Source organism: Frigidibacter albus (genome assembly GCF_009908165.1).
GTDB lineage: Bacteria > Pseudomonadota > Alphaproteobacteria > Rhodobacterales > Rhodobacteraceae > Frigidibacter > Frigidibacter albus.
This window is the reverse complement of record NZ_JAAAUC010000012.1, coordinates 13,293-34,719: the sequence shown is the minus strand read 5'-3', so window position 1 is coordinate 34,719 and position 21,427 is coordinate 13,293. Positions and strand designations below refer to the sequence as shown.

The 21,427-nt window shown below is 67.9% G+C and carries 21 protein-coding genes; 8 read left to right on the top strand and 13 right to left on the bottom strand.

Annotated features, from left to right (window positions below):
- Positions 1–90: 90 nt before the first annotated feature.
- From GVY41_RS16900 to GVY41_RS16880, 5 genes are all read right to left on the bottom strand, one after another.
- Positions 91–294 carry a YgaP family membrane protein gene (locus GVY41_RS16900; protein WP_161348041.1) on the bottom strand — a complete coding sequence of 68 codons (204 nt, stop codon included), beginning with the start codon at positions 292–294 and terminating at the stop codon, positions 91–93.
- A gap of 152 nt (positions 295–446) precedes the next feature.
- Positions 447–1,319 carry a 3-hydroxyisobutyrate dehydrogenase gene (gene mmsB, locus GVY41_RS16895; protein ID WP_161348042.1) on the bottom strand — a complete coding sequence of 291 codons (873 nt, stop codon included), beginning with the start codon at positions 1,317–1,319 and terminating at the stop codon, positions 447–449.
- A gap of 12 nt (positions 1,320–1,331) precedes the next feature.
- Positions 1,332–2,363: an enoyl-CoA hydratase/isomerase family protein gene (locus GVY41_RS16890; RefSeq protein ID WP_161348043.1), complete on the bottom strand. Its 1,032-nt coding sequence runs from the start codon at positions 2,361–2,363 to the stop codon at positions 1,332–1,334.
- A complete protein-coding gene (locus GVY41_RS16885) occupies positions 2,360–3,505 on the bottom strand; it encodes an acyl-CoA dehydrogenase family protein (protein ID WP_161348044.1) in 1,146 nt (381 codons plus the stop codon). Before GVY41_RS16885 ends, GVY41_RS16890 begins: the two co-directional genes overlap by 4 nt.
- Positions 3,506–3,678: 173 nt before the next feature.
- A complete protein-coding gene (locus GVY41_RS16880; RefSeq protein WP_161348045.1) occupies positions 3,679–5,178 on the bottom strand; it encodes a CoA-acylating methylmalonate-semialdehyde dehydrogenase in 1,500 nt (499 codons plus the stop codon).
- Positions 5,179–5,284: 106 nt separating this feature from the next.
- Here GVY41_RS16880 and GVY41_RS16875 point away from each other — a divergent pair, with 106 nt between their 5' ends.
- The 3 genes from GVY41_RS16875 to coaD all read left to right on the top strand — a co-directional run bounded on the left by GVY41_RS16875 (position 5,285) and on the right by coaD (position 7,649).
- Positions 5,285–6,187: a LysR family transcriptional regulator gene (locus tag GVY41_RS16875; RefSeq protein WP_161348046.1), complete on the top strand. Its 903-nt coding sequence runs from the start codon at positions 5,285–5,287 to the stop codon at positions 6,185–6,187.
- 390 nt (positions 6,188–6,577) lie between these two features.
- Positions 6,578–7,012: a CBS domain-containing protein gene (locus tag GVY41_RS16870; RefSeq protein ID WP_161348047.1), complete on the top strand. Its 435-nt coding sequence runs from the start codon at positions 6,578–6,580 to the stop codon at positions 7,010–7,012.
- 133 nt (positions 7,013–7,145) lie between these two features.
- Positions 7,146–7,649, top strand: a complete 504-nt coding sequence (gene coaD, locus GVY41_RS16865) for a pantetheine-phosphate adenylyltransferase (RefSeq protein WP_161348048.1) — start codon at positions 7,146–7,148, stop codon at positions 7,647–7,649.
- Here the strand turns inward: coaD and GVY41_RS16860 are convergent.
- The 4 genes from GVY41_RS16860 to gap (GVY41_RS16850) all read right to left on the bottom strand — a co-directional run bounded on the left by GVY41_RS16860 (position 7,630) and on the right by gap (GVY41_RS16850) (position 12,861).
- Positions 7,630–10,476 (bottom strand): cation:proton antiporter, encoded by a 2,847-nt coding sequence (locus tag GVY41_RS16860; RefSeq protein WP_161348049.1) that lies wholly within the window; start codon positions 10,474–10,476, stop codon positions 7,630–7,632. The genes coaD and GVY41_RS16860 overlap by 20 nt on opposite strands.
- Positions 10,477–10,572: 96 nt before the next feature.
- Complete coding sequence (gap, locus tag GVY41_RS16855) at positions 10,573–11,574, bottom strand: type I glyceraldehyde-3-phosphate dehydrogenase (protein ID WP_161348050.1); 1,002 nt, start codon at positions 11,572–11,574, stop codon at positions 10,573–10,575.
- 108 nt (positions 11,575–11,682) lie between these two features.
- Positions 11,683–11,826, bottom strand: a complete 144-nt coding sequence (locus GVY41_RS20135) for a hypothetical protein (RefSeq protein ID WP_163535505.1) — start codon at positions 11,824–11,826, stop codon at positions 11,683–11,685.
- A gap of 30 nt (positions 11,827–11,856) precedes the next feature.
- Positions 11,857–12,861 (bottom strand): type I glyceraldehyde-3-phosphate dehydrogenase, encoded by a 1,005-nt coding sequence (gene gap / locus GVY41_RS16850; RefSeq protein WP_161348051.1) that lies wholly within the window; start codon positions 12,859–12,861, stop codon positions 11,857–11,859.
- A gap of 224 nt (positions 12,862–13,085) precedes the next feature.
- Between gap (GVY41_RS16850) and GVY41_RS16845 the strand changes: the two genes are divergently transcribed.
- Both GVY41_RS16845 and GVY41_RS16840 read left to right on the top strand, forming a co-directional pair.
- Positions 13,086–14,057 (top strand): DUF808 domain-containing protein, encoded by a 972-nt coding sequence (locus GVY41_RS16845; RefSeq protein WP_161348052.1) that lies wholly within the window; start codon positions 13,086–13,088, stop codon positions 14,055–14,057.
- Between the two features lie 98 nt (positions 14,058–14,155).
- On the top strand, positions 14,156–14,536 hold the full coding sequence (locus tag GVY41_RS16840; RefSeq protein ID WP_161348053.1) for an Ig-like domain-containing protein: 381 nt from the start codon (positions 14,156–14,158) through the stop codon (positions 14,534–14,536).
- 89 nt (positions 14,537–14,625) lie between these two features.
- Here the strand turns inward: GVY41_RS16840 and tkt are convergent, their stop codons facing one another.
- Positions 14,626–16,644, bottom strand: coding sequence for a transketolase (gene tkt, locus GVY41_RS16835; protein WP_161348054.1), 2,019 nt, complete (start codon positions 16,642–16,644; stop codon positions 14,626–14,628).
- A gap of 237 nt (positions 16,645–16,881) precedes the next feature.
- On the opposite strand from tkt, the gene GVY41_RS16830 reads away from it, so the two are divergent.
- Genes GVY41_RS16830 through GVY41_RS16820 form a run of 3 tightly spaced genes read left to right on the top strand, consistent with a single transcriptional unit; the run spans position 16,882 to position 18,129 of the window.
- The gene (locus GVY41_RS16830; protein ID WP_161348055.1) at positions 16,882–17,409 is read left to right on the top strand and encodes a hypothetical protein; all 528 of its coding nucleotides are present in this window, start codon (positions 16,882–16,884) and stop codon (positions 17,407–17,409) included.
- Positions 17,402–17,806, top strand: coding sequence for a cell division protein ZapA (locus tag GVY41_RS16825; RefSeq protein ID WP_161348056.1), 405 nt, complete (start codon positions 17,402–17,404; stop codon positions 17,804–17,806). The genes GVY41_RS16830 and GVY41_RS16825 overlap by 8 nt, the downstream gene beginning before the upstream one ends.
- The gene (locus tag GVY41_RS16820) at positions 17,803–18,129 is read left to right on the top strand and encodes an MliC family protein (protein ID WP_161348057.1); all 327 of its coding nucleotides are present in this window, start codon (positions 17,803–17,805) and stop codon (positions 18,127–18,129) included. Before GVY41_RS16825 ends, GVY41_RS16820 begins: the two co-directional genes overlap by 4 nt.
- 277 nt (positions 18,130–18,406) lie before the next feature.
- On the opposite strand, the gene grxD is transcribed toward GVY41_RS16820, so the two are convergent.
- The 3 genes from grxD to purL all read right to left on the bottom strand — a co-directional run bounded on the left by grxD (position 18,407) and on the right by purL (position 21,388).
- Positions 18,407–18,808 (bottom strand): Grx4 family monothiol glutaredoxin, encoded by a 402-nt coding sequence (gene grxD / locus GVY41_RS16815; protein WP_161348058.1) that lies wholly within the window; start codon positions 18,806–18,808, stop codon positions 18,407–18,409.
- Positions 18,809–18,882: 74 nt separating this feature from the next.
- Positions 18,883–19,125, bottom strand: coding sequence for a BolA/IbaG family iron-sulfur metabolism protein (locus GVY41_RS16810; protein WP_161348059.1), 243 nt, complete (start codon positions 19,123–19,125; stop codon positions 18,883–18,885).
- A 91-nt stretch (positions 19,126–19,216) separates the two neighbouring features.
- Positions 19,217–21,388 carry a phosphoribosylformylglycinamidine synthase subunit PurL gene (purL, locus tag GVY41_RS16805; RefSeq protein ID WP_161348060.1) on the bottom strand — a complete coding sequence of 724 codons (2,172 nt, stop codon included), beginning with the start codon at positions 21,386–21,388 and terminating at the stop codon, positions 19,217–19,219.
- Positions 21,389–21,427: the final 39 nt, after the last annotated feature.

The window sequence follows — 21,427 nt, the reverse complement described above, 5'->3', positions numbered from 1 at the left end:
CGTTTGGTGCGCGGATGTATAGCGCAAACGGGAAGGGGCGGCCCGCGGGGTGCTGCGGATCGCCCTTTGGCGGGGTGTGTCGGCGCGGGATCAGCGCTTGAGCGGGCAGGTGCTGAGGCCGAAGATCGAATAGAGCGGGCAGGTGCGCAGCAGGCCGGTGGCCAGCGGCACGATGCCGATCAGGTAGAGCCAGCGATACTGGCCTTCGGAATTGAGGAAGAACGCGGCGATCAGCGCCAGGCCGACCGCCACGCGCAAGATGCGGTCGATGCCGCCGACATTGGTGTTGAACATGGTCTTGTCCCCCTTGGACGGATAATATGCAAATCCGACTATATGATTTCCGGGGACCGATGTCCTGCGCCAAATCAGCCCCGCGCGCGGCCGGGTCAATCGGTCGCGCGGGGCTGCTTCTGGTTTGCACGCAGTCGCGCGGGGGGGGGCGGCTAGCCGCGGCTGCGCTTCTCGAAGCGGGGCAGCATGGCGGAGAAGTCCATGCCGCGGCCATCCTCCGCCTCGACGAAGCTTTCATAGAGCAGCGTCGCCAGCGCGCCCATCGGGGTGTCGGCATCGGCCGAGCCCGCCGCCTGCTGGCTGAGCCGCAGGTCCTTGAGCATCAGTTCCGCCGCGAAGCCGGGCTTGTAGCCGTTGTCCGCGGGGCTGGCCGGGCCAACCCCCGGCGCCGGGCAATAGGCGTTCATTGTCCAGGAATAGCCCGAGGAGGTGGAGACGACGTCGAACATCTTCTGCCGGTCGAGCCCCAGCTTGTCGGCCAGCGCAAAGGCCTCGCAGGTGGCGATCATGGTGACGCCGAGGATCATGTTGTTGCAGATCTTTGCCGCTTGCCCGGCACCTGGCCCCCCGCAATGCACCGCCTTCTGGCCCATCACCTCGAAGAGCGGCAGGGCGGTGGCGAAGGCGGCATCGGGGCCGCCGACCATGAAGGTGAGCGTGCCGGCGGTTGCGCCGCCGACGCCGCCCGAAACCGGCGCATCGAGCGCGGCGAGGCCCGCAGCGGCCGCCTGCTCGGCCACGGCGCGGGCGCTGTCCACATCGACGGTGGAGCAATCGACCAGCACCGCGCCGGGCGCCATGGCCGGGATCACCTCGGCCGCCACACTGCGCAGGATCGCGCCATTGGGCAGCATGGTGATGACCACCTCGGCATCCTGCACCGCGCCCGCCGCGCTGATCGCGCCGGTGACGCCCGCAGGCATCGGGGTGGCGGGGTCATAGCCCGTCACATCATGGCCGGCCTTTGCCAGATTGGCGGCCATCGGCGTGCCCATGTTGCCCAGTCCCAGAAACGCGATCTTCATGGTCTCTCCTCCTCAGAAGCTCAAGTCGTCCGGCCCCAGCGGCGCCAGCAGCGCCTGCCGTTCTTCCGCTGTGACCGTGCCGAGGGCATGGCGCCAGCGCGGGCTGCGGTCCTTGTCGATGATCTGGGCGCGCACGCCCTCCAGAAAGTCGGTGTCTGCCACGGCGCGGAAGGTGAAGCGGAATTCGTTGGTGAGCGCCTCGCGGATGCCGTCGTTGGGCGCCAGCATGTCCAGCAGGTCCAGCGTGCAGCCCATCGACAGCGGCGAGTTGCGCAGGATCGCCTTGCGCGCGTCGGTGGCCCAGGGCTCGGGGTGCTGCCCGAGTCGCTGCACGATTTGCGCAATGTCTGTGTCGGAGAATGCCGCATCGATGCCTGCCGCGGCCTCGGCCAGCGGGCTGGCGGGGGCCATCAGGGCGCGGGCGGCAACACGGCCGGCGTCTCCGGTGGCGCAGAGATCGGCGATGAGGGCGGGCCACTCCGCCTCGGGCAGGTAGTGGTCGGCAAAGCCCGCGTGGATCGCGTCGCCCGCGCCCATCCGGGTGCCGGTGAGGCCCAGAAGGCGGCCAAGCTGGCCGGGGGCGCGGGCCAGCAGCAGGGTGCCGCCGACATCGGGGATCAGGCCGATGCCGCATTCGGGCATGGACATCTGGGTGCTGTCGCCGACCACGCGGTGGCGGACATGGCAGCCGATGCCGACGCCGCCGCCCATCACGAAGCCCTGCATCAGCGCGATGATGGGCTTTGGATACTCCGCCAGCTTGGCGTTCATGCGGTATTCGTCGCGCCAGAAGTCGCGGCCCGCGGTGTCATCCCCGGCCTTTCCGGCGCGGTAGACATCGGCAATGTCGCCGCCCGCGCAGAAGGCGCGCTCGCCTTCCGCGTCGAGGATCACCAGATCGACGGCGGGATCGTCTCGCCAGAGGTCGATGGCCGCCTCCAGCGCAAGCGCCATCGGGTGGCTGAGCGCGTTCAGCGCCTTGGGGCGGGTGAGGGTGATGCGCCCGGCGCGGCCTTCGATGCGGATGTGCAGGTCTTCGGTCATCGTGTCCCCGCCAGCATCTCGCGCGCCACGATCAGGCGCATGATCTCGTTCGTGCCTTCCAGGATCTGATGCACGCGCAGGTCGCGCACCAGTTTCTCGATGCCGTAATCGCCAAGGTAGCCGTATCCGCCATGCATCTGCAGGCAGTCATTGGCCACGGCAAAGGCGGCGTCGGTCACATACATCTTGGCCATGGCGCAGAACTTGGTCGCATCGGCCGCGCCCGCGTCGAGCTTCGACGCCGCCTGCCGCAGGAAGATGCGCGAGGATTGCAGCTTCACCTCCATCTCGGCCAGGCGGAATTGCAGCGCCTGGAACTGGTCGATCGGGCGGCCGAAGGCCTTCCGCTCGGCCATGTAGGTCAGCGTCGCGTCCAGCGCCGCCTGCGCGCCGCCAAGGGCGGAGGCGGCGATGTTCAGCCGCCCGCCATCGAGGCCGGCCATCGCATAGGCGAAACCGCGGCCCTCCTCGCCGATCAGGTTCTCGGCCGGGACCGGGCAATCGTCGAACTGCACCTGCCGCGTCGGCTGCGCGCGCCAGCCCATCTTGTCCTCCAGCCCGCCGAACGAGAGCCCCGGCGCGCCCGCCTCGACGATGACGGTGGAGATGCCCTTGGGCCCGTCCTCGCCGGTGCGCACCATGGTCACATAGACATCGGAATAGCCGCCGCCCGAGATGAAGGCCTTGGTGCCGGTCAGGCGGTAGCCGTCATTGGTCTTCTCGGCCCGGGTGCGCAGGGCGGCCGCGTCGGAACCTGATCCGGGTTCGGTCAGGCAATAGGAGAAGATCTTCTCCATGCTGCACAGCGCGGGCAGCCAGGCGGCGCGCGTTTCGGGGCTGCCGAACTTGTCGATCATGCCGCCGCACATGTTGTGGATCGACAGGAAGCTGCCGACCGCCGGGCAGGCCATCGCCAGCGCCTCGAAGACCAGCGTGGCATCGAGGCGCGACAGGCCTGACCCGCCGACATCCTCGGACACATAGATGCCGCCAAGGCCGAGCTCTGCCACCTTGGGCCAGAGCGCCTTGGGGATCGTGCCCTCGGCCTCCCATTGCCGGGCGAAGGGCGCGATATGTTCCTGGCCAAAGCCGTAGGCCATGTCGAAAATGGCCTGCTGCTCCTCGCTGAGTGCGAAATCCATGACAGCCTCCCCTCCGTCGGTGTGATCGTCGTCTAGCGGGCGAACCTTGCAGGAGTTTTGCAACGCCTGAAGGTCTGATCCGCGGCGCCAGCCCTTCGCTTGCGCTTCGGGCCTGACTTGCTGAAAACGCTCCACTGGAGCGATTTCGCGGGGCCGCAAGGCCCCGCCGCAAGTCAGTCCATCGCCTTGAAGTTGAACGCGGCGCCTTCCTTGAGGCCCGAGGGCCAGCGCGCGGTGACGGTCTTGGTGCGGGTGTAGAAGCGGAAGGCGTCGGTGCCGTGCTGGTTCAGGTCGCCGAACACCGATTTCTTCCAGCCGCCGAAGGTGTGATAGGCCAGCGGCACCGGGATCGGCACGTTGATGCCGATCATGCCGACGTTGATCCGGTTGGCAAAGTCGCGGGCGGTGTCGCCATCGCGGGTGTAGATCGCGGTGCCGTTGCCATATTCATGGTCCATCGCCAGCTTCAGCGCCTCTTCGTAGCTTTGGGCGCGCACGGTCGACAGCACCGGCCCGAAGATCTCCTTGCGGTAGATGTCCATGTCGGGGGTCACATGGTCGAAGAGATGCGGGCCGACGAAGAAGCCATCCTCATAGCCCTGCAGGCTGAAGCCGCGGCCATCGACGACCAGCTTCGCGCCCTGCTCGACGCCCGACTCCACCAGCTTCAGGATATTGGCCTTGGCGGCGGCAGTCACCACGGGCCCGTAATCCACATCGTCGCCCGCCGTCCAGGGGCCGACCTTCAGCCGCTCGATCCGCGGGATCAGCTTCTCGATCAGCGCATCGGCGGTGGCATCCCCGACCGGCACCGCGACGGAAATCGCCATGCAGCGCTCCCCGGCCGCGCCGAACCCGGCGCCGACCAGCGCGTCGGCGGCCTGATCGAGATCGGCATCGGGCATGATGATCATGTGGTTCTTGGCGCCGCCGAAGCATTGCACGCGCTTGCCGTTCGCACAGCCGCGCGCATAGATGTATTGCGCGATCGGGGTCGAGCCGACAAAGCCGATGGCCTGCACCGTGTCATTGTCGAGGATCGCGTCGACGGCTTCCTTGTCGCCGTTGAGGACCTGCAGCACGCCATCGGGCAGGCCCGCCTCCTGTAACAGCGCCGCCAGCATCAGCGGGACCGAGGGGTCACGTTCCGACGGCTTGAGGATGAAGGCGTTGCCCGCGGCCAGCGCCGGGCCCATCTTCCACAGCGGGATCATGGCGGGGAAGTTGAACGGGGTGATGCCCGCGGCCACGCCAAGCGGTTGGCGCAGCGAATACATGTCGATGCCCGGGCCGGCGCTGTCGGTGAACTCGCCCTTCATCAGGTGCGGCGCGCCGATGCAGAACTCGATCACCTCCAGCCCGCGCTGGATGTCACCCTTGGCATCGGGGAAGGTCTTGCCATGTTCCGAGGACAGCTTCTCGGCCAGCTTGTCCATGTCGCGGTTGATGAGGCGCACCATCTCCATCATCACGCGCGCGCGGCGCTGCGGGTTGGTCGCGCCCCATTTCACCTGCGCCTCGGCGGCGGCGGCGATGGCGGCGTCGAGTTCTGCGGGGCTGGCGAGGGCAACCTGCGCCTGCACATCGCCGGTGGCGGGGTTGAAGACATCGGCAAAGCGGCCGGACGTGCCCGCCACAAGCTTGCCGTTGATCCAGTGACCGATGGTTTCCATGACATTCCTCCCGAAGTGCTGGTTGGCGCCACCATAGGCTTGCATTTCTGCGGCGCAAAGCGTCAGTTTCCCAAAATCGTTTTGCAAAGGTGCAAAGGGGCGCCGGATGGCGGATTGGGATGACCTGCGGATCTTTCTGGCCGTGGCGCGCAGCGAAAGCCTGTCGGGCGCGGGGCGCGGCCTGCGGCTGGATGCGGCGACGGTCGGTCGGCGCATCGCGCGGCTCGAGGATTCGCTTGGGCATCCGCTGTTCCTGCGCTCTGCCCAGGGCTACCGGCTGACCGAGGCGGGCGGGCGGCTGATCCCCCATGCCGAGGCGGCAGAGCGGGCGATGGCAAGCGCGGCCGAGGATCTGGCGGGGGCGGCGGCGGGGCTCAGCGGCCAGATCCGGCTGGGGGCGCCCGATGGCTGCGCGAACTACCTGCTGCCGCAGGTGACGGCGGCGATCTGCGATGCCAATCCGGGGCTGGAGGTGCAGATCGTGGCGCTGCCGCGGGTGTTCAACCTGTCCAAGCGCGAGGCGGACATGGCGGTCGCCGTCAGCCCGCCCGAGGCCGGGCGGCTGACCGTGCAGAAGCTGACCGACTACCGGCTGAGCCTTGCCGGGGATGCCGGCTATCTGGCTGCGCGTCCGGCCATCACCAGCCGCGAGGATCTGCAGGGGCACCGGCTGGTCGGCTATATCCCCGACATGATCTTCGACAAGGAACTGGATTATCTGGCCGAGCTTGGCGTGGGGACGGTGCCGCTGGGGTCCAATTCCGTGCCCGTGCAACTGATGTGGCTGCGCGCCGGGGCCGGGATCGGCATCGTGCATGATTTCGCCATGCCCTTCGCGCCGGGCCTGCGCCGGGTGCTGGCGGGGCAGGTGGCCCTGACCCGGTCCTTCTGGCTGATCCGCCATGCCGATGACCGCAGGTCGGACCGGATGACCCGCTTTGCCGAGGCGCTGACCCTGGGGCTGCGGCGCGAGGTGGCGCGGCTCGAGGCGCTGGCGGCGGGGCAGTAAGGGGAAACACCGTCAGAGGGCAGTGCCCGTCCGCCGGGTGGGCGAGCAAGGGCAGTTCTAGGTGCTTTATGGTGCGGCTTACCTCCACCGAATTTCTAGGCGGAACCGTTCAGTAGCGCCCGCCCGAGGGGGCGGACGGGCGCTGCCCGGCGGCGCTGAAGCGCCTTGATTCCGGGCAAGAAGACAAGAAGAAGGGAGTGGATGGGTGCGTTTGCGCACCCGGCGGACGGGCGCCGCCCTCTGCAGGACGTGCCGGTGCCCCTTCGCTTCCCTCCCACCGACCAAACTCAGCCGAAAGGCCCCCCCTGCGCCCCACGCCCTTGACAGACTGCCGCCCCCGGCGGACGCTGTCCCCCCGAGGAGGCGTGCAATTGGGTAGAGGAGGACTCGATGCTTGTTCACCAGATTCTGAAATCGAAGGCCGATGACGGCGTCGTCACCGTGGCGCCGGGCTGGAGCCTCGCTGCGGTGGCCGAAGTGCTGTCGGCCCGCCGTATCGGTGCGGTGATCGTTTCGCCCGATGGCAAGGCGGTGCTTGGCATCCTGTCCGAGCGTGACATCGTGCGCGAGCTTGGCCGCCGCGGCGCCGGCTGCCTGTCGGACCCGGTGGAGGCGATCATGACCCGGTCCATCGTGTCGTGCCGGCGCGAGGACGACGCCGTGACGGTGATGGAGAAGATGAGTGCGGGCCGCTTCCGCCACATGCCGGTGATGGAAGGCGAGGAGATGGTCGGCCTGATCTCGATCGGCGATGTGGTCAAGGCGCGGCTGTCGGAACTGTCGATGGAGCGCGAGGCGCTGACCGGGATGATCATGGGCAACTGACGCCCGCACAAGACCTGCCCCGCCAGGGGTGCTGCAACGCGGCGCTTGCATTTGGCGGGGCAATATAGTTGCGTGCTGAAAATTCGGGCGCGGCGTGAAGACTTCGGTCCTGCCCGCCAACTGGAGGGACAGCATGCGCATCGGCCTTTATCCCGGCACCTTCGACCCGGTCACGCTGGGGCATATCGACATCATCGAGCGCGCCTCGCTGCTGGTGGACCGGCTGGTGATCGGCGTCGCCATCAACCGCGACAAGGGCCCGCTGTTCACGCTAGAGGAGCGGGTGGGGATGGTCGAGGACGAGATCTCCCGCATCGCCGCGCAATCGGGCACCGAGATCCTGGTGCATCCGTTCGAGAATCTGCTGATCGACTGCGCCCGCGACGTGGGCGCCAGCGTCATCATCCGCGGGCTGCGGGCGGTGGCGGATTTCGAATACGAATTCCAGATGGTCGGCATGAACCGGGCGCTGGATGCCGGGGTGGAAACGGTGTTCCTGATGGCCGATGCCCGCCGTCAGGCGATCGCGTCCAAGCTGGTGAAAGAGATTGCCCGGCTGGGGGGCAACGTGTCGCAATTCGTGCCGGCACCGGTGGTGGTGGCGCTGACCGAACGCTTCAACCGCGCCCCGCGCTGAGCGGGTCTTGCGCTTCGGCGGGCTCGGGCTCTGCCGGTTCGGTGGACTCCTCGGGCGCCGCTGGCACGGCCGCTGCGGGGATTTCCGGCAAGAGCTCCGGTTCTGCAGGCGTGTCGCCCTGCGCTGCGACTGCTGGGGTGTCCGGCAGCGGCGCTGCGCTGCTTGCAGGCTCGGCCGTGGTCTTCTCGGGCCGTGTCGACGCGGCTGTGGCGGCTTCCGGCTCCGGCAGGGCAAGTGCGGCTTCGGCCTCCGCCGCCTCTACCTTCGCCTCCGCCTTCGCCTCCGCCACCGTCAACGCCAGCGCGGCCGCCGTGCCGGAGGTGCCCCCGGCCTTGGCGAACAGGGCCGGGTCCAGCTTAACCCCGCGGCGGGCGGCACTGTCCACCACGGCGCGGCGCAGCGGGGCGCTTTTCTCCAGCAGGGTGCGGAAGCGGGCCTCGTCCAGCGCCAGCAGCGTGCAATGGGTGATCGCCACCACCTGCGTGCGCCGCCGCATCCGCGCCAGCAGCGCCAACTGCCCGAACATCTCGCCGCGCCCCAGCCGGTGCTTGGTGCCCGCGGTCACGGTTTCCACCGCGCCCGAGGCGATGAACCAGACCTGCCGCGGGATGCCGTCACGGTGCAAGATCACCTCGCCCGGCGGCACATAGATGGTGCGCAGGCGCTTGGCCAGCATCTTGCGCGAACTGGCGTCGAGGTCGGAAAACAGCGGGAACTGCGCCACCAGATCCGATTTCTGCAGCTTCAGGTCCAGCGTCGGGCGGGCCGCCAGCGTGCCGCGGCGGCGGGCAATCTCATCCCCCAGCGTCGCGCGCAGCTCGGGCCCGATCAGCCCGTCTTCGGTCAGCGCATCATATTCCCGCTCTTCCAGCCGCAGGGTGGTGCGGCGGATCAGCCGGCGCTCCAGCATCTCGGCATAGCCGGGGAATTGCAGGCGCAGGCCCTCCAGCTCCTTCTGGGTCTCCTCGGCGCGGCGGTCGAGCAGCTCGTGCAGAAGGTCCGCCACCCGGCGGCCGTGGATGCGGCGGATGCGGTCGTTGATGAAGCCGTGCAGGTCCGGCAGGATCATCCCCAGCGTCACCAGCATGTCGAAGCGGTCCTCGGTCAGCCGGGCCAGCGGGCGGCCGAGGCCCGCGCGATTGTGCAGCGCCTCGGCCGCGCGGTAGCGCCAGCCGGTCGCAAGGTTGGCCCGCGCCGCGGCGCGATAGGCGGTGCGCCCGTTCGCCCGCGTCGCCTCGATGATCCGGTCGGCGCCGGCCAGCAGCCGTTCGGCAAGTTCGGCCGGGATCACCTGTTGGCGGAACTCCTCGAGGATCAGGTCGCGCTCGCGCCCCGCCAGCGCCACCAGCCCCAGGGTGATGCGATCGCGGTCGAGGATATCCTCCATGCCATCGGCGCGGCGCACCGCAACATCCAGCCGCTCGCCGAACCGCTTGGCCTCGTCGCGCACGATGTCGCGGTTCAGGCCAAAGTCGCGCGCGGTTTCCGCCACGCCCTCGCGCACCGTCTGCAGGGCGACGGCGATCACCTGATTGCCAAGCGCGGTGTCCAGCGGCGAGAGCTTGTCGAGCCCCAGCCAGGCGATGACCCGGCGCAGGCTGGTACCCTGCACGATCAGCGTGAACAGCGTGAAGCCGGTGGCCAGGATGCCGACCTGCCGCTTGATGTCGGGCGGGACCAGCCGGCTTTCGGTGACGGCCAGCGCCAGCGCCAGCGTGACCGCGCCGCGCAGCCCGCCCCAGAGGATCGCCACGCGGTAGGGGCGTTCCACCTTGGGTGACAGGCGGACCATCGTCAGCAAGGGCAGCACGATGAACAGGATCGCGGCGCGGGCGGCGAAGGCCGCCAGCACCACGATGCCGACCAGCACCAAATCGAAGGCGCGCACATCCGACAGCAGCCGCGGGATCAGCAGCGCCGCCAGCACGAAGATCAGCGAGCCGGCCCAATGCGCCAGGAGGTCCCAGGTGTCGCGCAGATTGGCGGTCAGCGCCGGCGAGAAGCGTCCGGGCGCGAGCAGGTTCAGCGTCAGCCCCGCCACGACGACGCCGATCACGCCCGAGGCATTCAGCTGCTCGGCGCCGATATAGGTGAGGTAGGGCAGGGCCACGCTGACCGAGATCTGTCCCAAGGGATGCGCCGGCATCCGCGCGATGATCTCGACCGCCACCCGCGCCGCCACCGCGCCGGCCAGGATGCCGCCTGCCACGATCCAGGGAAACCGCATCAGCCCGGCCAGCAGGTCGGGATCCTCGGCGCCGACGGTGACAAAGCCCACGAACAGCCCGAACAGCGCGATGGCGGCGGCGTCGTTCAGCAGGCTCTCGCCCTCGACGATGCGCGCCAGCCGCTGCGGGGCCGGCGTCGCGCGGAAGATCGAGACCACGGCGGACGGATCGGTGGTCGACACGATGGCGCCGATCAGCAGGCAGGCGGCCAGCGGCAGCCCTGCGAAGGGCAAAAGCGCGAAGCCAATCACCACCGTCGCCACCACCACCGCGACCACGGCCAGCACCAGCACCGGCACCCAGTCATCCAGCATCCGCCGCAGGTTCAGGCCAAGCGAGACCTGGAACACCAGCGTCGGCAGGAAGACATAGAGGAAGACGTTGGACCGGATCGGCAGGTTGAGGATCGCCAGCGCCACCGGATTGAGCGCGTCGGTCAGGTCGGTGCGCCAGAAAAACGTCGCCGCGGCGCCGATGGCGATGCCCACCGCGGCAAGGATCACCGAATAGGGCAGGCGCAGCTTTGCCGCCAGCGGCTCGCTGAGGCCGATCACCAGAAACAGTGCGGCGACGATGGCGATGATAACGACCAAATCCATGCGTCATCAGTAGCTTGGATAGGGGCGCCGGAAAACCTTCGCGCCGATAAGTTTTCGTTACCGGCGCGAAATATTTGGCTCAGATGCGGGCGCAGCTCAGATCAGCTTGCCCATCGCCACGGCGGTGTCGCTCATCCGGTTGGAGAAGCCCCATTCGTTGTCATACCAGGTCAGGATCCGGCAGAACGTGCCCTCCATCACCCGGGTCTGGTCCAGCGCGAAGGTGGAGCTGTGGGGGTCGTGGTTGAAGTCGATCGACACGTTCGGCAGCGCGGTCACGCCCAGGATGCCCTTCAGCCGGCCAGCGGCGGCGGCCTTGATCGCCTCGTTGATCTCTTCCACGGTGGTTTCCCGCGCCGCCTCGAAGGTCAGGTCCACGACCGACACGTTCGGGGTGGGCACCCGGATCGCGACGCCGTCGAGCTTGCCCTTCAGCTGGGGCAGTACCAGACCCACGGCCTTGGCGGCGCCGGTCGAGGTGGGGATCATGCTCAGCGCAGCCGCGCGGCCGCGGTAGAGGTCCTTGTGCATCGTGTCCAGCGTCGGCTGGTCGCCGGTATAGCTGTGGATGGTGGTCATGAAGCCCTTCACGATGCCGATGCTGTCATGCAGCACCTGCGCCACCGGGGCGAGACAATTGGTGGTGCAGCTGGCGTTCGAGACGATGGTGTCGGCGGCGGTCAGCGTGTCATGGTTCACCCCGAACACGATGGTCTTGTCGGCGCCGTTCGAAGGGGCCGAGACCAGAACCCGGCTGGCGCCGTTTTCCAGGTGGATCGCCGCCTTGTCGCGGTCGGTGAAGATGCCGGTGCATTCCAGCACGATGTCGACACCGCCCCAGGGCAGTTCGGCCGGGTTGCGCAGCGCCGTCACCTCGATGGGGCCGCGGCCCACGTCGATGCTGGTCGCGGTCGTCGTCACCTCGCCGGGGAAGCGGCCATGGACCGAATCAAAGCGGATCAGGTGGGCGTTGGTTTCCACCGGGCCCAGATCGTTGATCGCCACCACCTCGATATCGGTGCGCCCGGATTCCACGATTGCGCGCAGCACGTTGCGCCCGATCCGGCCAAAACCGTTGATTGCCACCTTTACCGTCATCATCCATCTCCTCTGGCCACGCAGCCGGTATGCGGATGCCCGTCCGGCCCCGCAGGTTTGCGCTAACAGCTTGATAGCGCGGAAAAGCTCAACCGGAGCCTAGCCGCACTATCGCCAGAAGGCGAGATACTCGATGAGGTTTGCCAGCTTGAGGCCGATGAACACCGGCAAGGTGCCGCCGAAGGCGAGCGCGTCCACGATGAAGATCAGCAGGATCAGCGCCCCAAGCGCGATGGCGATAGCGTTGGTCATGGTCGGGGGCGCGTGGCCCCCCGGGCTCCTTCAGTGCAGGAGCCGCCCCATCGCCCCGGCCACATCGGCCATCCGGCAGGAGAAACCCCATTCATTGTCATACCATGCCAGCACGCGGACGGTGCGCCCGCCGACGACCTTGGTCTGGTCCGGGGCGAAGATAGACGAATAGGGTGTGTGATTGAAGTCGATCGAAACCTTGGGTTCCGGATCATAGGACAGCACCATGCCCATGTAGCCGGCCGCCGCCTCGCGCACCACGCGGTTGACCTCTTCCACCGTCACCTCGCGGCCCGCCTCGAAGGTCAGGTCCACGGCCGAGACGTTGGGGGTCGGCACCCGGATCGCCGAGCCGTCGAGCCGGCCCTTCAGCTCGGGCAGCACCTCGCCAATGGCCTTCGCGGCGCCGGTCGAGGTGGGGATCATCGCCATCGCGGCGGCGCGGGCGCGGTAGAGGTCGCTGTGGCGGCGGTCCAGCGTCGGCTGGTCGCCCGTGTAGCTGTGGATGGTGGTCATGATCCCGCGCTCGATGCCGATGGCGTCGTTCAGCACCTTGGCCAGCGGCGCGAGGCAGTTGGTGGTGCAGCTGCCGTTCGACACCACCAGATGCTCGGCGGTCAGGCTGCGGTGGTTGACGCCGTAGACCACGGTCTTGTCAGCGTTCTTGGCGGGGGCCGACACCAGCACCCGCTTGGCGCCGCGGGTCAGGTGGATGGCGGCGGCGTCACGATCGTTGAACTTGCCGGTGCATTCCAGCACCACGTCGCAGCCTTCCCAGTCCAGTTCTTCCGGGTTGTAGGTCGACATCACCTCGATGGGCCCGCGGCCAAGGTCGAGCGTGTTGCCCGAGACGCGCACCTGCCCGGGGAAGCGGCCATGCACCGAATCGTATTTCAGCAGGTGGGCGTTGGTCTCGATGGGGCCGGTGGCGTTGATCTTGACCACCTGCACATCGTTGCGTGCAGCCTCGGCGATATGCGCCAGCGTGCAGCGCCCGATGCGGCCAAAGCCGTTGATCCCGATGGTGACGGTCATATCGCGCGCTCCCGCTAATGGGTTGTTCTGAGTCGCATGGCGCGGAAGGGTCGCGCCGGTCCTGTTCAGGATTCGTATACCAACGTGTGCAGAGGCAGAAAACCCGCGGAATCAGGATGTTAGCGAAAACATCCCCTGTTGGCGCTAACGCAGGGCCCCGCGCGCCGCCCCTTGCGCCGGGCAGGGCATCGGCTAGGGTCGCGCAGGGCACAAAGGACAGGCAGATGGCAGGATTGCTGGCGCTTCTCGATGATGTGGCGACGATTGCCAAGGTGGCGGCGGCCTCGCTCGACGATGTGGCGGGGCAGGCGGCCAAGGCCGGGGCCAAGGCGGCGGGCGCGGTGATCGACGATGCCGCGGTGACGCCGAAGTATGTGCATGGCTTCCCGGCGGCGCGCGAATTGCCCATCGTCGGCAAGATCGCCCTTGGCTCGATCCGCAACAAGCTGCTGATCCTGCTGCCCGCGGCGCTGATCCTGTCCACCTTCGCGCCCTGGGCCATCAACCCGCTGCTGATGCTGGGCGGCGGCTATCTGTGCTTCGAGGGCGCCGAGAAGGTGCATCACTGGCTGTTCCCCCCGGCGCATCACGACGTGCCGCTGGACGTGCCGGTGGCCGATGCCGGGCACCTCGAGGCCGAGAAGGTCGCCGGCGCGATCAAGACCGACTTCATCCTGTCGGCCGAGATCATGACCATCGCCCTGTCCGCGATCCCCGAAAGCAGCCTCTGGACCGAGGCGGCGGTGCTGGCGCTCGTCGGCATCGGCATTACGGCGGTGGTCTATGGCGGTGTGGCGCTGATCGTGAAGGCCGATGACATCGGCCTGCATATGGCGAGCCGGGGACGGCTGGCCGCCACCCGCGCCACCGGGCGCGGCATCGTCAAGGGGATGCCGGTGTTCATGAAGGTGCTGTCGGCCGTCGGCACCGCGGCGATGATCTGGGTCGGCGGGTCGATCATCGTGCATGGTCTGGAGGGGTTCGGGATCAGCGGCCCTGCCCATTGGATCGAACATATGGCCGAGATGGCCGCCGCAGCGGCCGCTGGCGCGGCGGGCGCGGCGCGTTGGGCGGTGACCGCGCTGTTCGATGGCATCCTCGGGCTGGCGCTTGGCCTTGCACTGATCCCGGTGGTGGGCAAGGTGATCGGACCGGCGATGGCTGCGCTGACGGGGAAGGCTGCGAGGGGGCTTTGAGGGCCGCCGCGGCCAATCATGAATCATCTATGCGGGTTTGCGCCGCTCTGGCACGATGGAGGTCCGATTACCCCCATCCCATTTTTCCGGAGCTTCCCATGCATCGCAAAACCTTGGTCACCACCTTTTTCATCGCCAGCCTAATGGCAACCTCCGCCGCCCATGCCGCATGCAGCGGCGGCCTTGGCCGAGGCTGGGCCAGCGGCAAGGGCGACGGCAAGTTCGAGATGGGCGCAAGCGACGGCTCATGCCTGATCGCATATCCGGCGTTCATGGATTCTTCGGGAAGCGTCAGAACCCCCGCCACCCAAACGGCCCTGACAAGAGCTCCAAAGTCCGGCGCGATCACGCTGGCACCCGATGGGTTGGTCTACACGCCTGCAGCCGGTTTCAAGGGCGCCGACAAGTTCTGCATCCGCAACACGACGCCCGCACAGGTGGGCAAGCTCTCGGGCTGCGTCACGGTCACGGTGCGCTGAGGGCCTCCGCTCCTGCGGGCAGACCCGTCCAATCGCAAAAAAAAGGCCCCCACGCAGGGGGCCCTCTCCATTCCTTGACAGCCCCGCCCTTACAGCAGCGCCTTGACCTTCTCGGCCACGGCTTCCGCCGTGATCCCGAACTCCGCATACAGCCGCTCTGCCGGGGCCGAGGCGCCGAAGCCCTCCATCCCGACGAAGCCGGCCTTGCTCTCTTTGCCGCGCTCTCCCAGCAGGTAGCGGTCCCAGGGCATCCGCACCGCGGCTTCGACCGCCACGCGCACCGGGCCGGCGGGCAGCACCTTGCGGCGGTAGCCCTCGTCCTGCGCCGCGAACAGCTCCATGCAGGGGACCGAGACGACGCGGGTGCCGATGCCCTCGGCCTCCAGCGCCGCGCGGGCGTTCATGGCGATCTCCACCTCGGACCCGCTGGCCATCAGGATCGCCTGGCGCTTGCCGGTGGCTTCCGCCAGCACATAGGCGCCCTTGGCACTCAGGTTCTGGTTGCTGTGCTGGGTGCGCAGCGTCGGCAGGTTCTGCCGGCTGAGGGCCAGCACCGAGGGCGTATCCGAGGTGCTCAGCGCCAGCTCCCAGGCCTCGGCCGTCTCGATGATGTCGGCGGGGCGGAAGGTCCAGGTGTTCGGCGTCGCCCGGCAGATCGCCAGATGCTCGACCGGCTGGTGGGTGGGACCATCCTCGCCAAGGCCGATGGAGTCATGCGTCATCACATAGACCACCGGCGCGCCCATCAGCGCCGACAGACGCATCGCGCCGCGGGCATAATCGGTGAAGCAGAAGAAGGTGCCACCGTAAGGCCGCACCCCGCCATGCAGCCACAGCCCGTTCATCGCCGCCGCCATGCCATGCTCGCGGATGCCGTAATGCACGTAGCGGCCCTTGCGGTTGTCCGGGCCGAACACGCCCAGATCCTTGGTCTTGGTCAGGTTCGACCCGGTGAGGTCGGCCGAGCCGCCGATGGTTTCCGGCACCGCGTCATTCACCGCGCCGAGGACCATCTCGCTGGCCTTGCGGGTGGCGACCTTGGGGGCGGCGGCAGAGTGCTCTTTCTTGAACGCCCGGATCGCGGCGGCGAGCTTTTTCGGCGCCCCCCCGGTCATCTGGCGCAGGAACTCGTCGCGCTTGTTCGCCGACAGGGCGTTCAGCCGCTCCTGCCATTCCGCCCGGTCGGCGGCGCCGCGCTTGCCGATGGCCTTCCAGGCCGCGGCGATGTCGGCCGGGATCTCGAAGGGTGCATGGGGCCAGCCATAGACCTCGCGGGTCGCGGCGATCTCCTTGTCGCCAAGCGGCGAGCCATGGGCCTGATAGCTGTCGGCCTTGGTCGGCGCGCCGAGCCCGATGATGGTCTTGCAATCCACCATCACCGGGCCGCTGGCCTCCTTGGCCGCGGTCAGCGCGCGGTCGATATCGGCGGGGTCATGGCCGTCGCAAGACAGCACCGTCCAGCCCGAGGCGGCAAAGCGCGCGCGCTGGTCGGTGCGGTCGGATACCGACACCCGGCCGTCGATGGTGATGTCATTGTTGTCCCACAGCACGATCAGGTTCGACAGCTGCTGCATCCCGGCAAGGCCGATGGCCTCCTGGCTGATCCCTTCCATCAGGCAGCCATCACCGGCCAGCACCCAGGTGCGGTGATCCACGATCTTCTTGCCGAACCGCGCCTGCAAGGATTGCTCGGCAATCGCCATGCCCACGGCGTTGGCAATGCCCTGACCCAGCGGGCCGGTGGTGGTCTCGATCGCATCGACAAGGAAGTTCTCGGGATGGCCCGCGGTCAGCGCGCCCCATTGCCGGAAGGACTTGATCTGGTCGAGCGTGACCTGCGCATCGCCGCACAGGTGCAGCAGTCCGTAGATCAGCATCGAGCCATGGCCCGCCGACAGGATGAAGCGGTCGCGGTCGGGCCAATGCGGGGCCGAGGCGTCGAATTTCAGGTGCTTCTCGAACAGCACCGTCACCACATCGGCCATGCCCATCGGCAGGCCTGGATGGCCGGAATTGGCGGCCTGAACCGCATCCATCGCCAGCGCGCGCAGCGCGGCGGCCTTCATCCAGTGGTCGGGGTAGGTCGCGCGGAGCGTGGCGATATCCAAGGCGGTATCCTTCGGCAGCGGGAAACGGGTCCCGCGTTCAATAGCAGCCCCCGCCCCAAGTTCAAGCGCGGGCAGCCGCCGGCGGCCCCGGGGCGGCGGGAAAAGGGGGGTAAAAGGCCCCGGCGAATGCGCTAAGATCGCCAAAAGGCGTGGCAAGGCCGATTCGCCCCCGTGGGGTGGCGGCGACAAGCAGGCAGCAGGCCGGGCCGAACGACACCCGGAACGGGGAGAGAGCGGATGAGCGACATCACGGAGTATGAACGGCGGATCGCCGCGGCGCTGGAGCGGATCGGCCACGGGGTCGAGGCGCTGGCGCAGCCGGTGGCCGTTGCGCCCGAACCGGCCCCGGCGGGCGATGCGGGCGAGGTGATCGCCCTGCGCGAGGCGCTGGAGTCGGAACGCGCCGCCAATGCGCAGCTCGTCGAACGGGTCCGCGCCATCAAGGAAAAGCAGGACAGCACCATCGGCGCGCTGGAACGCCGGGTCGCCAAGCTGACCGCGCAGCTGGAGACGGGCGGGCTCGACGCCGCAAAGCTGCGCCGCGCCAATACCCAGCTGAGCGATGCGTCCCAGGCCCTGCGCGAGGCGATGGCGGCGGCGCTGCCTGAGCCGCACCTGATCAACAAGGCGATGCTGGCCGAGCTGGAGGCGCTGCGGGCGCTGCGCGCCTCGGACGCCGCCGAGATGGAAGAGATCCTGGCCGAGCTGAAGCCCTTCCTGACACCCCAGCCGGCGCCCGATCAAACGGAGGCCTCCCATGCCTGAAGTGCGCATCAGCATCGGCGGACGCGAATTCGACGTCGCCTGCCAGGACGGCGAGGATCATTTCCTGCGCACCGCCGCGCAGATGCTGGACACCGAGGCGCAGAGCCTTGTGGGCCAGCTCGGCCGGATGCCGGAATCGCGGATGTTGCTGATGGCTGGGCTGCTGCTTGCCGACCGAACCGCCGCGATGGAGGATCAGGTGCGCACCACCGAGGAGCGGGCACAGGCGGCCGAGGCGGCGCTGGCCGAGCTGCAGGCGAACCCGCCCCGCATCGAGGTGCCGGTGATCCCGCAGTCTTTGGTCGACACGCTGGCGGAGATCGCTGCCCGGGCCGAGTCGCTTGCCGAACGGGTCGAGGAAAGGGCAGGCGTCCGTGAAGAGGTGGGCGGCCCATGAGGCTTGGCGTATTCGCCCTGCTGGCGCTGTTGCCGGCCCCGGCAAGCGCCGCCGAGGTGCTGCTACTGGAGTTCCTGTGCCGCGGCGAGCAGCGCATTCCGGTGGCGCATGTCCTGGACGGCGACGCGCCCGGCCATGCGGTGATCTGGTATGACGGCGCGATGACGGTACTGCCGCAGGTGCCTGCCGCGTCGGGCATCGCCTATGCGGAACCCGGATACGGCCTGATCTGGCGCGAGAAGGGCGTGGAGGGGCATCTGGCCCGTGCGCTGCCCGGTGGCGCCGAGGAAGACCTGCTGTTCGATTGCCGGTTGGCGGGGTGAGGGGCGGGGCGCTCTGGCAAATTGCTAGGGACCTGGCAGAAGGCAGCGCCTGTCCGCCGGGTGGGCGAGCAACCGCAGTTCTAGGCGCTTTATGGTGCGGCCTACCTCCACCGAATTTCTAGGCGGATCCGTGGAAAGCGCCCGCCCGAGGGGGCGGACGGGCGCTGCTCGGCGGCGCTAAAGCGCCTTGTTCCGGGCAAGGAAGACGTCTCGCCCCCAAAACGCAAAAAGCCCCGCCATTCGCGGCGGGGCCTACCATTGTCAGCCCATCGCCCCTTCAGGCATTCGCTTCGCGGATCTTCTCGGCAGCGGCCTTGTCATAGGCAATCCCGCTCTGCTCGAACAGCGCGTCCATTTCGCCCGACAGCGTCATCTCGGTGACGATGTCGCAGCCGCCGACAAACTCGCCCTTCACATAGAGCTGCGGGATCGTCGGCCAGTCGGAGAAATCCTTGATCCCCTGGCGGATGCCGGCATCGGCCAGCACGTTCACGTCGAGAAAATCCACGCCCATGTAGTTCAGCACTCCGGCAACCCGGCTGGAGAACCCGCATTGCGGCATGGTCTTGGTGCCCTTCATGAACAGCACCACCTCGCGGCTGGCAATGATCTCGCGGATCTTGTCAAGCGCGGGCGAGGCGGCAGACTGCGGGACTTCGGACTGGGTGACATCGGACATGGCTGCGTTTCCTTCGTGTTCGGGCATCGCGATCAAGCCCAGAGTGCATGGGGTGCGTGCATGGGGTGCGCCGTTCAGTCCGGCGCCTTGGTGGTCAGCGCCAACGCGTGCAGGGCACCGTTGGGTCCGTCCATCTTGCCCTTCAGGCTGGCATAGACCGCGCGCTGCTGCTGCACGCGGTTCATGCCCTTGAAGCTGGCGTCGATCACCTCGGCGGCCCAGTGATTGCCGTCGCCGGCCAGGTCGGTGATCGTGATCTTTGCCTGCGGAAAACTCTCGCGGATCAGGGTCTCGATATCCTGCGCTTCCATCGGCATCGGGGCTGGTCCTTCCGGGGGGTTACCCCCAAGATGTAGAATGGCGAGGCCCGCGCTGCAAGGGTTCAGCCGTGCAGCGCGGGCAAATGGCTCACGCGCCGGGGTAGGTGACCGCCGCCGCAAAGGCGCTGCGGTAGAGCTTGGACAGCTCTGCCAGCGTCGCCAGATCGAGGCCCAGCATCACCCGGTCGCCGCCGAAGGTGCCGACGCGGGCCACGGGAACGCCGGCGGTTTTCGCCGCAGCCTCCAGCGCCGCAGCGCCGGCCGCATCGCAGGCGACCAGATAGCGTGCCTGATCCTCGCCAAACAGTTCCGCGATGTCGCTGCTGTCCAGCGCCACACCCAGACCCGCACCCTCGGCCATCTCGAAGGCCGCCAGCGCCAGCCCGCCATCCGACAGGTCGGTCGCGGCGCGCAGGGCCTTGCGATTGGCGCGCAGGAACTCTCCATGCTTGCGCTCGGCCACCAGGTCCACATGCGGCGCGTCGCCACCCTCGATCCCGAAGGCCTCGGCCAGCAGCGCCGACTGGCCGAGATGGCTGCCGGGGCCCCCGATGACCAGCGCGATATCGCCCTCGATGGGTTGGCCGGCGATCAGCTCATCGAGGCTCGTCAGCAGCCCCACCGCGCCGATGGTCGGCGTCGGCAGGATGCCGGTGCCATCCGTCTCATTGTACAGCGACACGTTGCCCGACACGATCGGGAAGTCCAGCGCCCGGCAGGCCTCGCCGATACCCTTGATCGCGCCCACCAGCTGTCCCATGATCTCGGGCTTTTCCGGGTTGCCGAAGTTCAGGTTGTCGGTGGTGGCCAGCGGCAGCGCGCCCACGGCGGTCAGGTTGCGATAGGCTTCCGCCACCGCCTGCTTGCCGCCCTCATAGGGGTTGGCCTTCACATAGCGCGGGGTGACGTCGCTGGTAAACGCCAGCGCCTTTTCGGTGCCATGCACCCGCACCACGCCGGCGCCCAGGCCGGGGGCGCGCACCGTGTCGGCCATCACCATCGTGTCATACTGCTCCCAGACCCAGCCCTTGTGGGCATGGTTCGGGCTGCCGATCAGCGCCTGCAGCGCCGCCATCGGGCCGATCACCGGCACCTCGCCCAAAGGCGCAGCGGCGGGAGTTTCCACCCAGGGGCGGTCATATTCGGGGGCGCTGGAGGACAGCTTGGACAGCGGCAGATCCGCCTTGGTCTCATTGCCATGCACGATCAGGAAGCGGTCCTCGGGAATGGTTTCGCCGACAATGGCAAAATCCAGATCCCACTTGTCGAAGATCGCCTTCGCCTCCGCCTCGCGCTCGGGCTTCAGCACCATCAGCATCCGCTCCTGACTCTCCGACAGCATCATCTCATAGGCCGTCATGCCCTTCTCGCGCACCGGCACCCGGTCAAGGTCCAGCCGGATGCCGAGCCCGCCCTTGTCGCCCATCTCGACCGCGGAACAGGTCAGCCCCGCCGCGCCCATATCCTGAATGGAGATCACGGCGCCCGAGGCCATCAGCTCCAGGCACGCCTCCAGCAGCCGCTTTTCGGTGAAGGGATCGCCAACCTGCACCGTGGGGCGCTTTTCCTCGATGGTGTCGTCGAACTCGGCCGAAGCCATCGTGGCGCCGCCGACCCCGTCGCGCCCGGTCTTGGCGCCCAGATAGACGACCGGCATCCCCACGCCCGAGGCGGCGGAGTAGAAGATCGCATCCGTCTCGGCCAGACCTGCCGCAAAGGCGTTGACCAGACAGTTGCCGTTATAGGCCTTGTGGAACCGCACCTCGCCGCCGACATTCGGCACGCCGAAGGCATTGCCATAGCCGCCGATGCCCTCGACCACGCCCTTCACCAGATGCGCGGTCTTCGGATGCGCAGGCTCGCCAAAGGACAGCGCATCCATCACCGCAATCGGCCGCGCGCCCATGGTGAAGACATCGCGCAGGATGCCGCCGACGCCGGTGCCGGCGCCCTGATGCGGCTCGATATAGGACGGGTGGTTGTGGCTCTCCATCTTGAAGATCACCGCCAGGCCATCGCCGATATCCACCACGCCCGCATTCTCGCCCGGGCCGCAGATCACCTGCGGCCCTTCGGTGTAGAGCGTGCGCAGCCATTTCTTCGAGGATTTGTAGGAACAATGCTCGTTCCACATCGCCGAGAAGATCCCCAGCTCGGTGAAGCTCGGCTCGCGCCCGATGATGTCCAGGATCCGCTGGTATTCATCGGGTTTCAGCCCATGCGCGGCAATCAGGTCTGTGGTGATCTGCGGTTCTTGCATGGCCTCTGTCCCCTTGCTGCACTTGGGCGGCATCTCTAA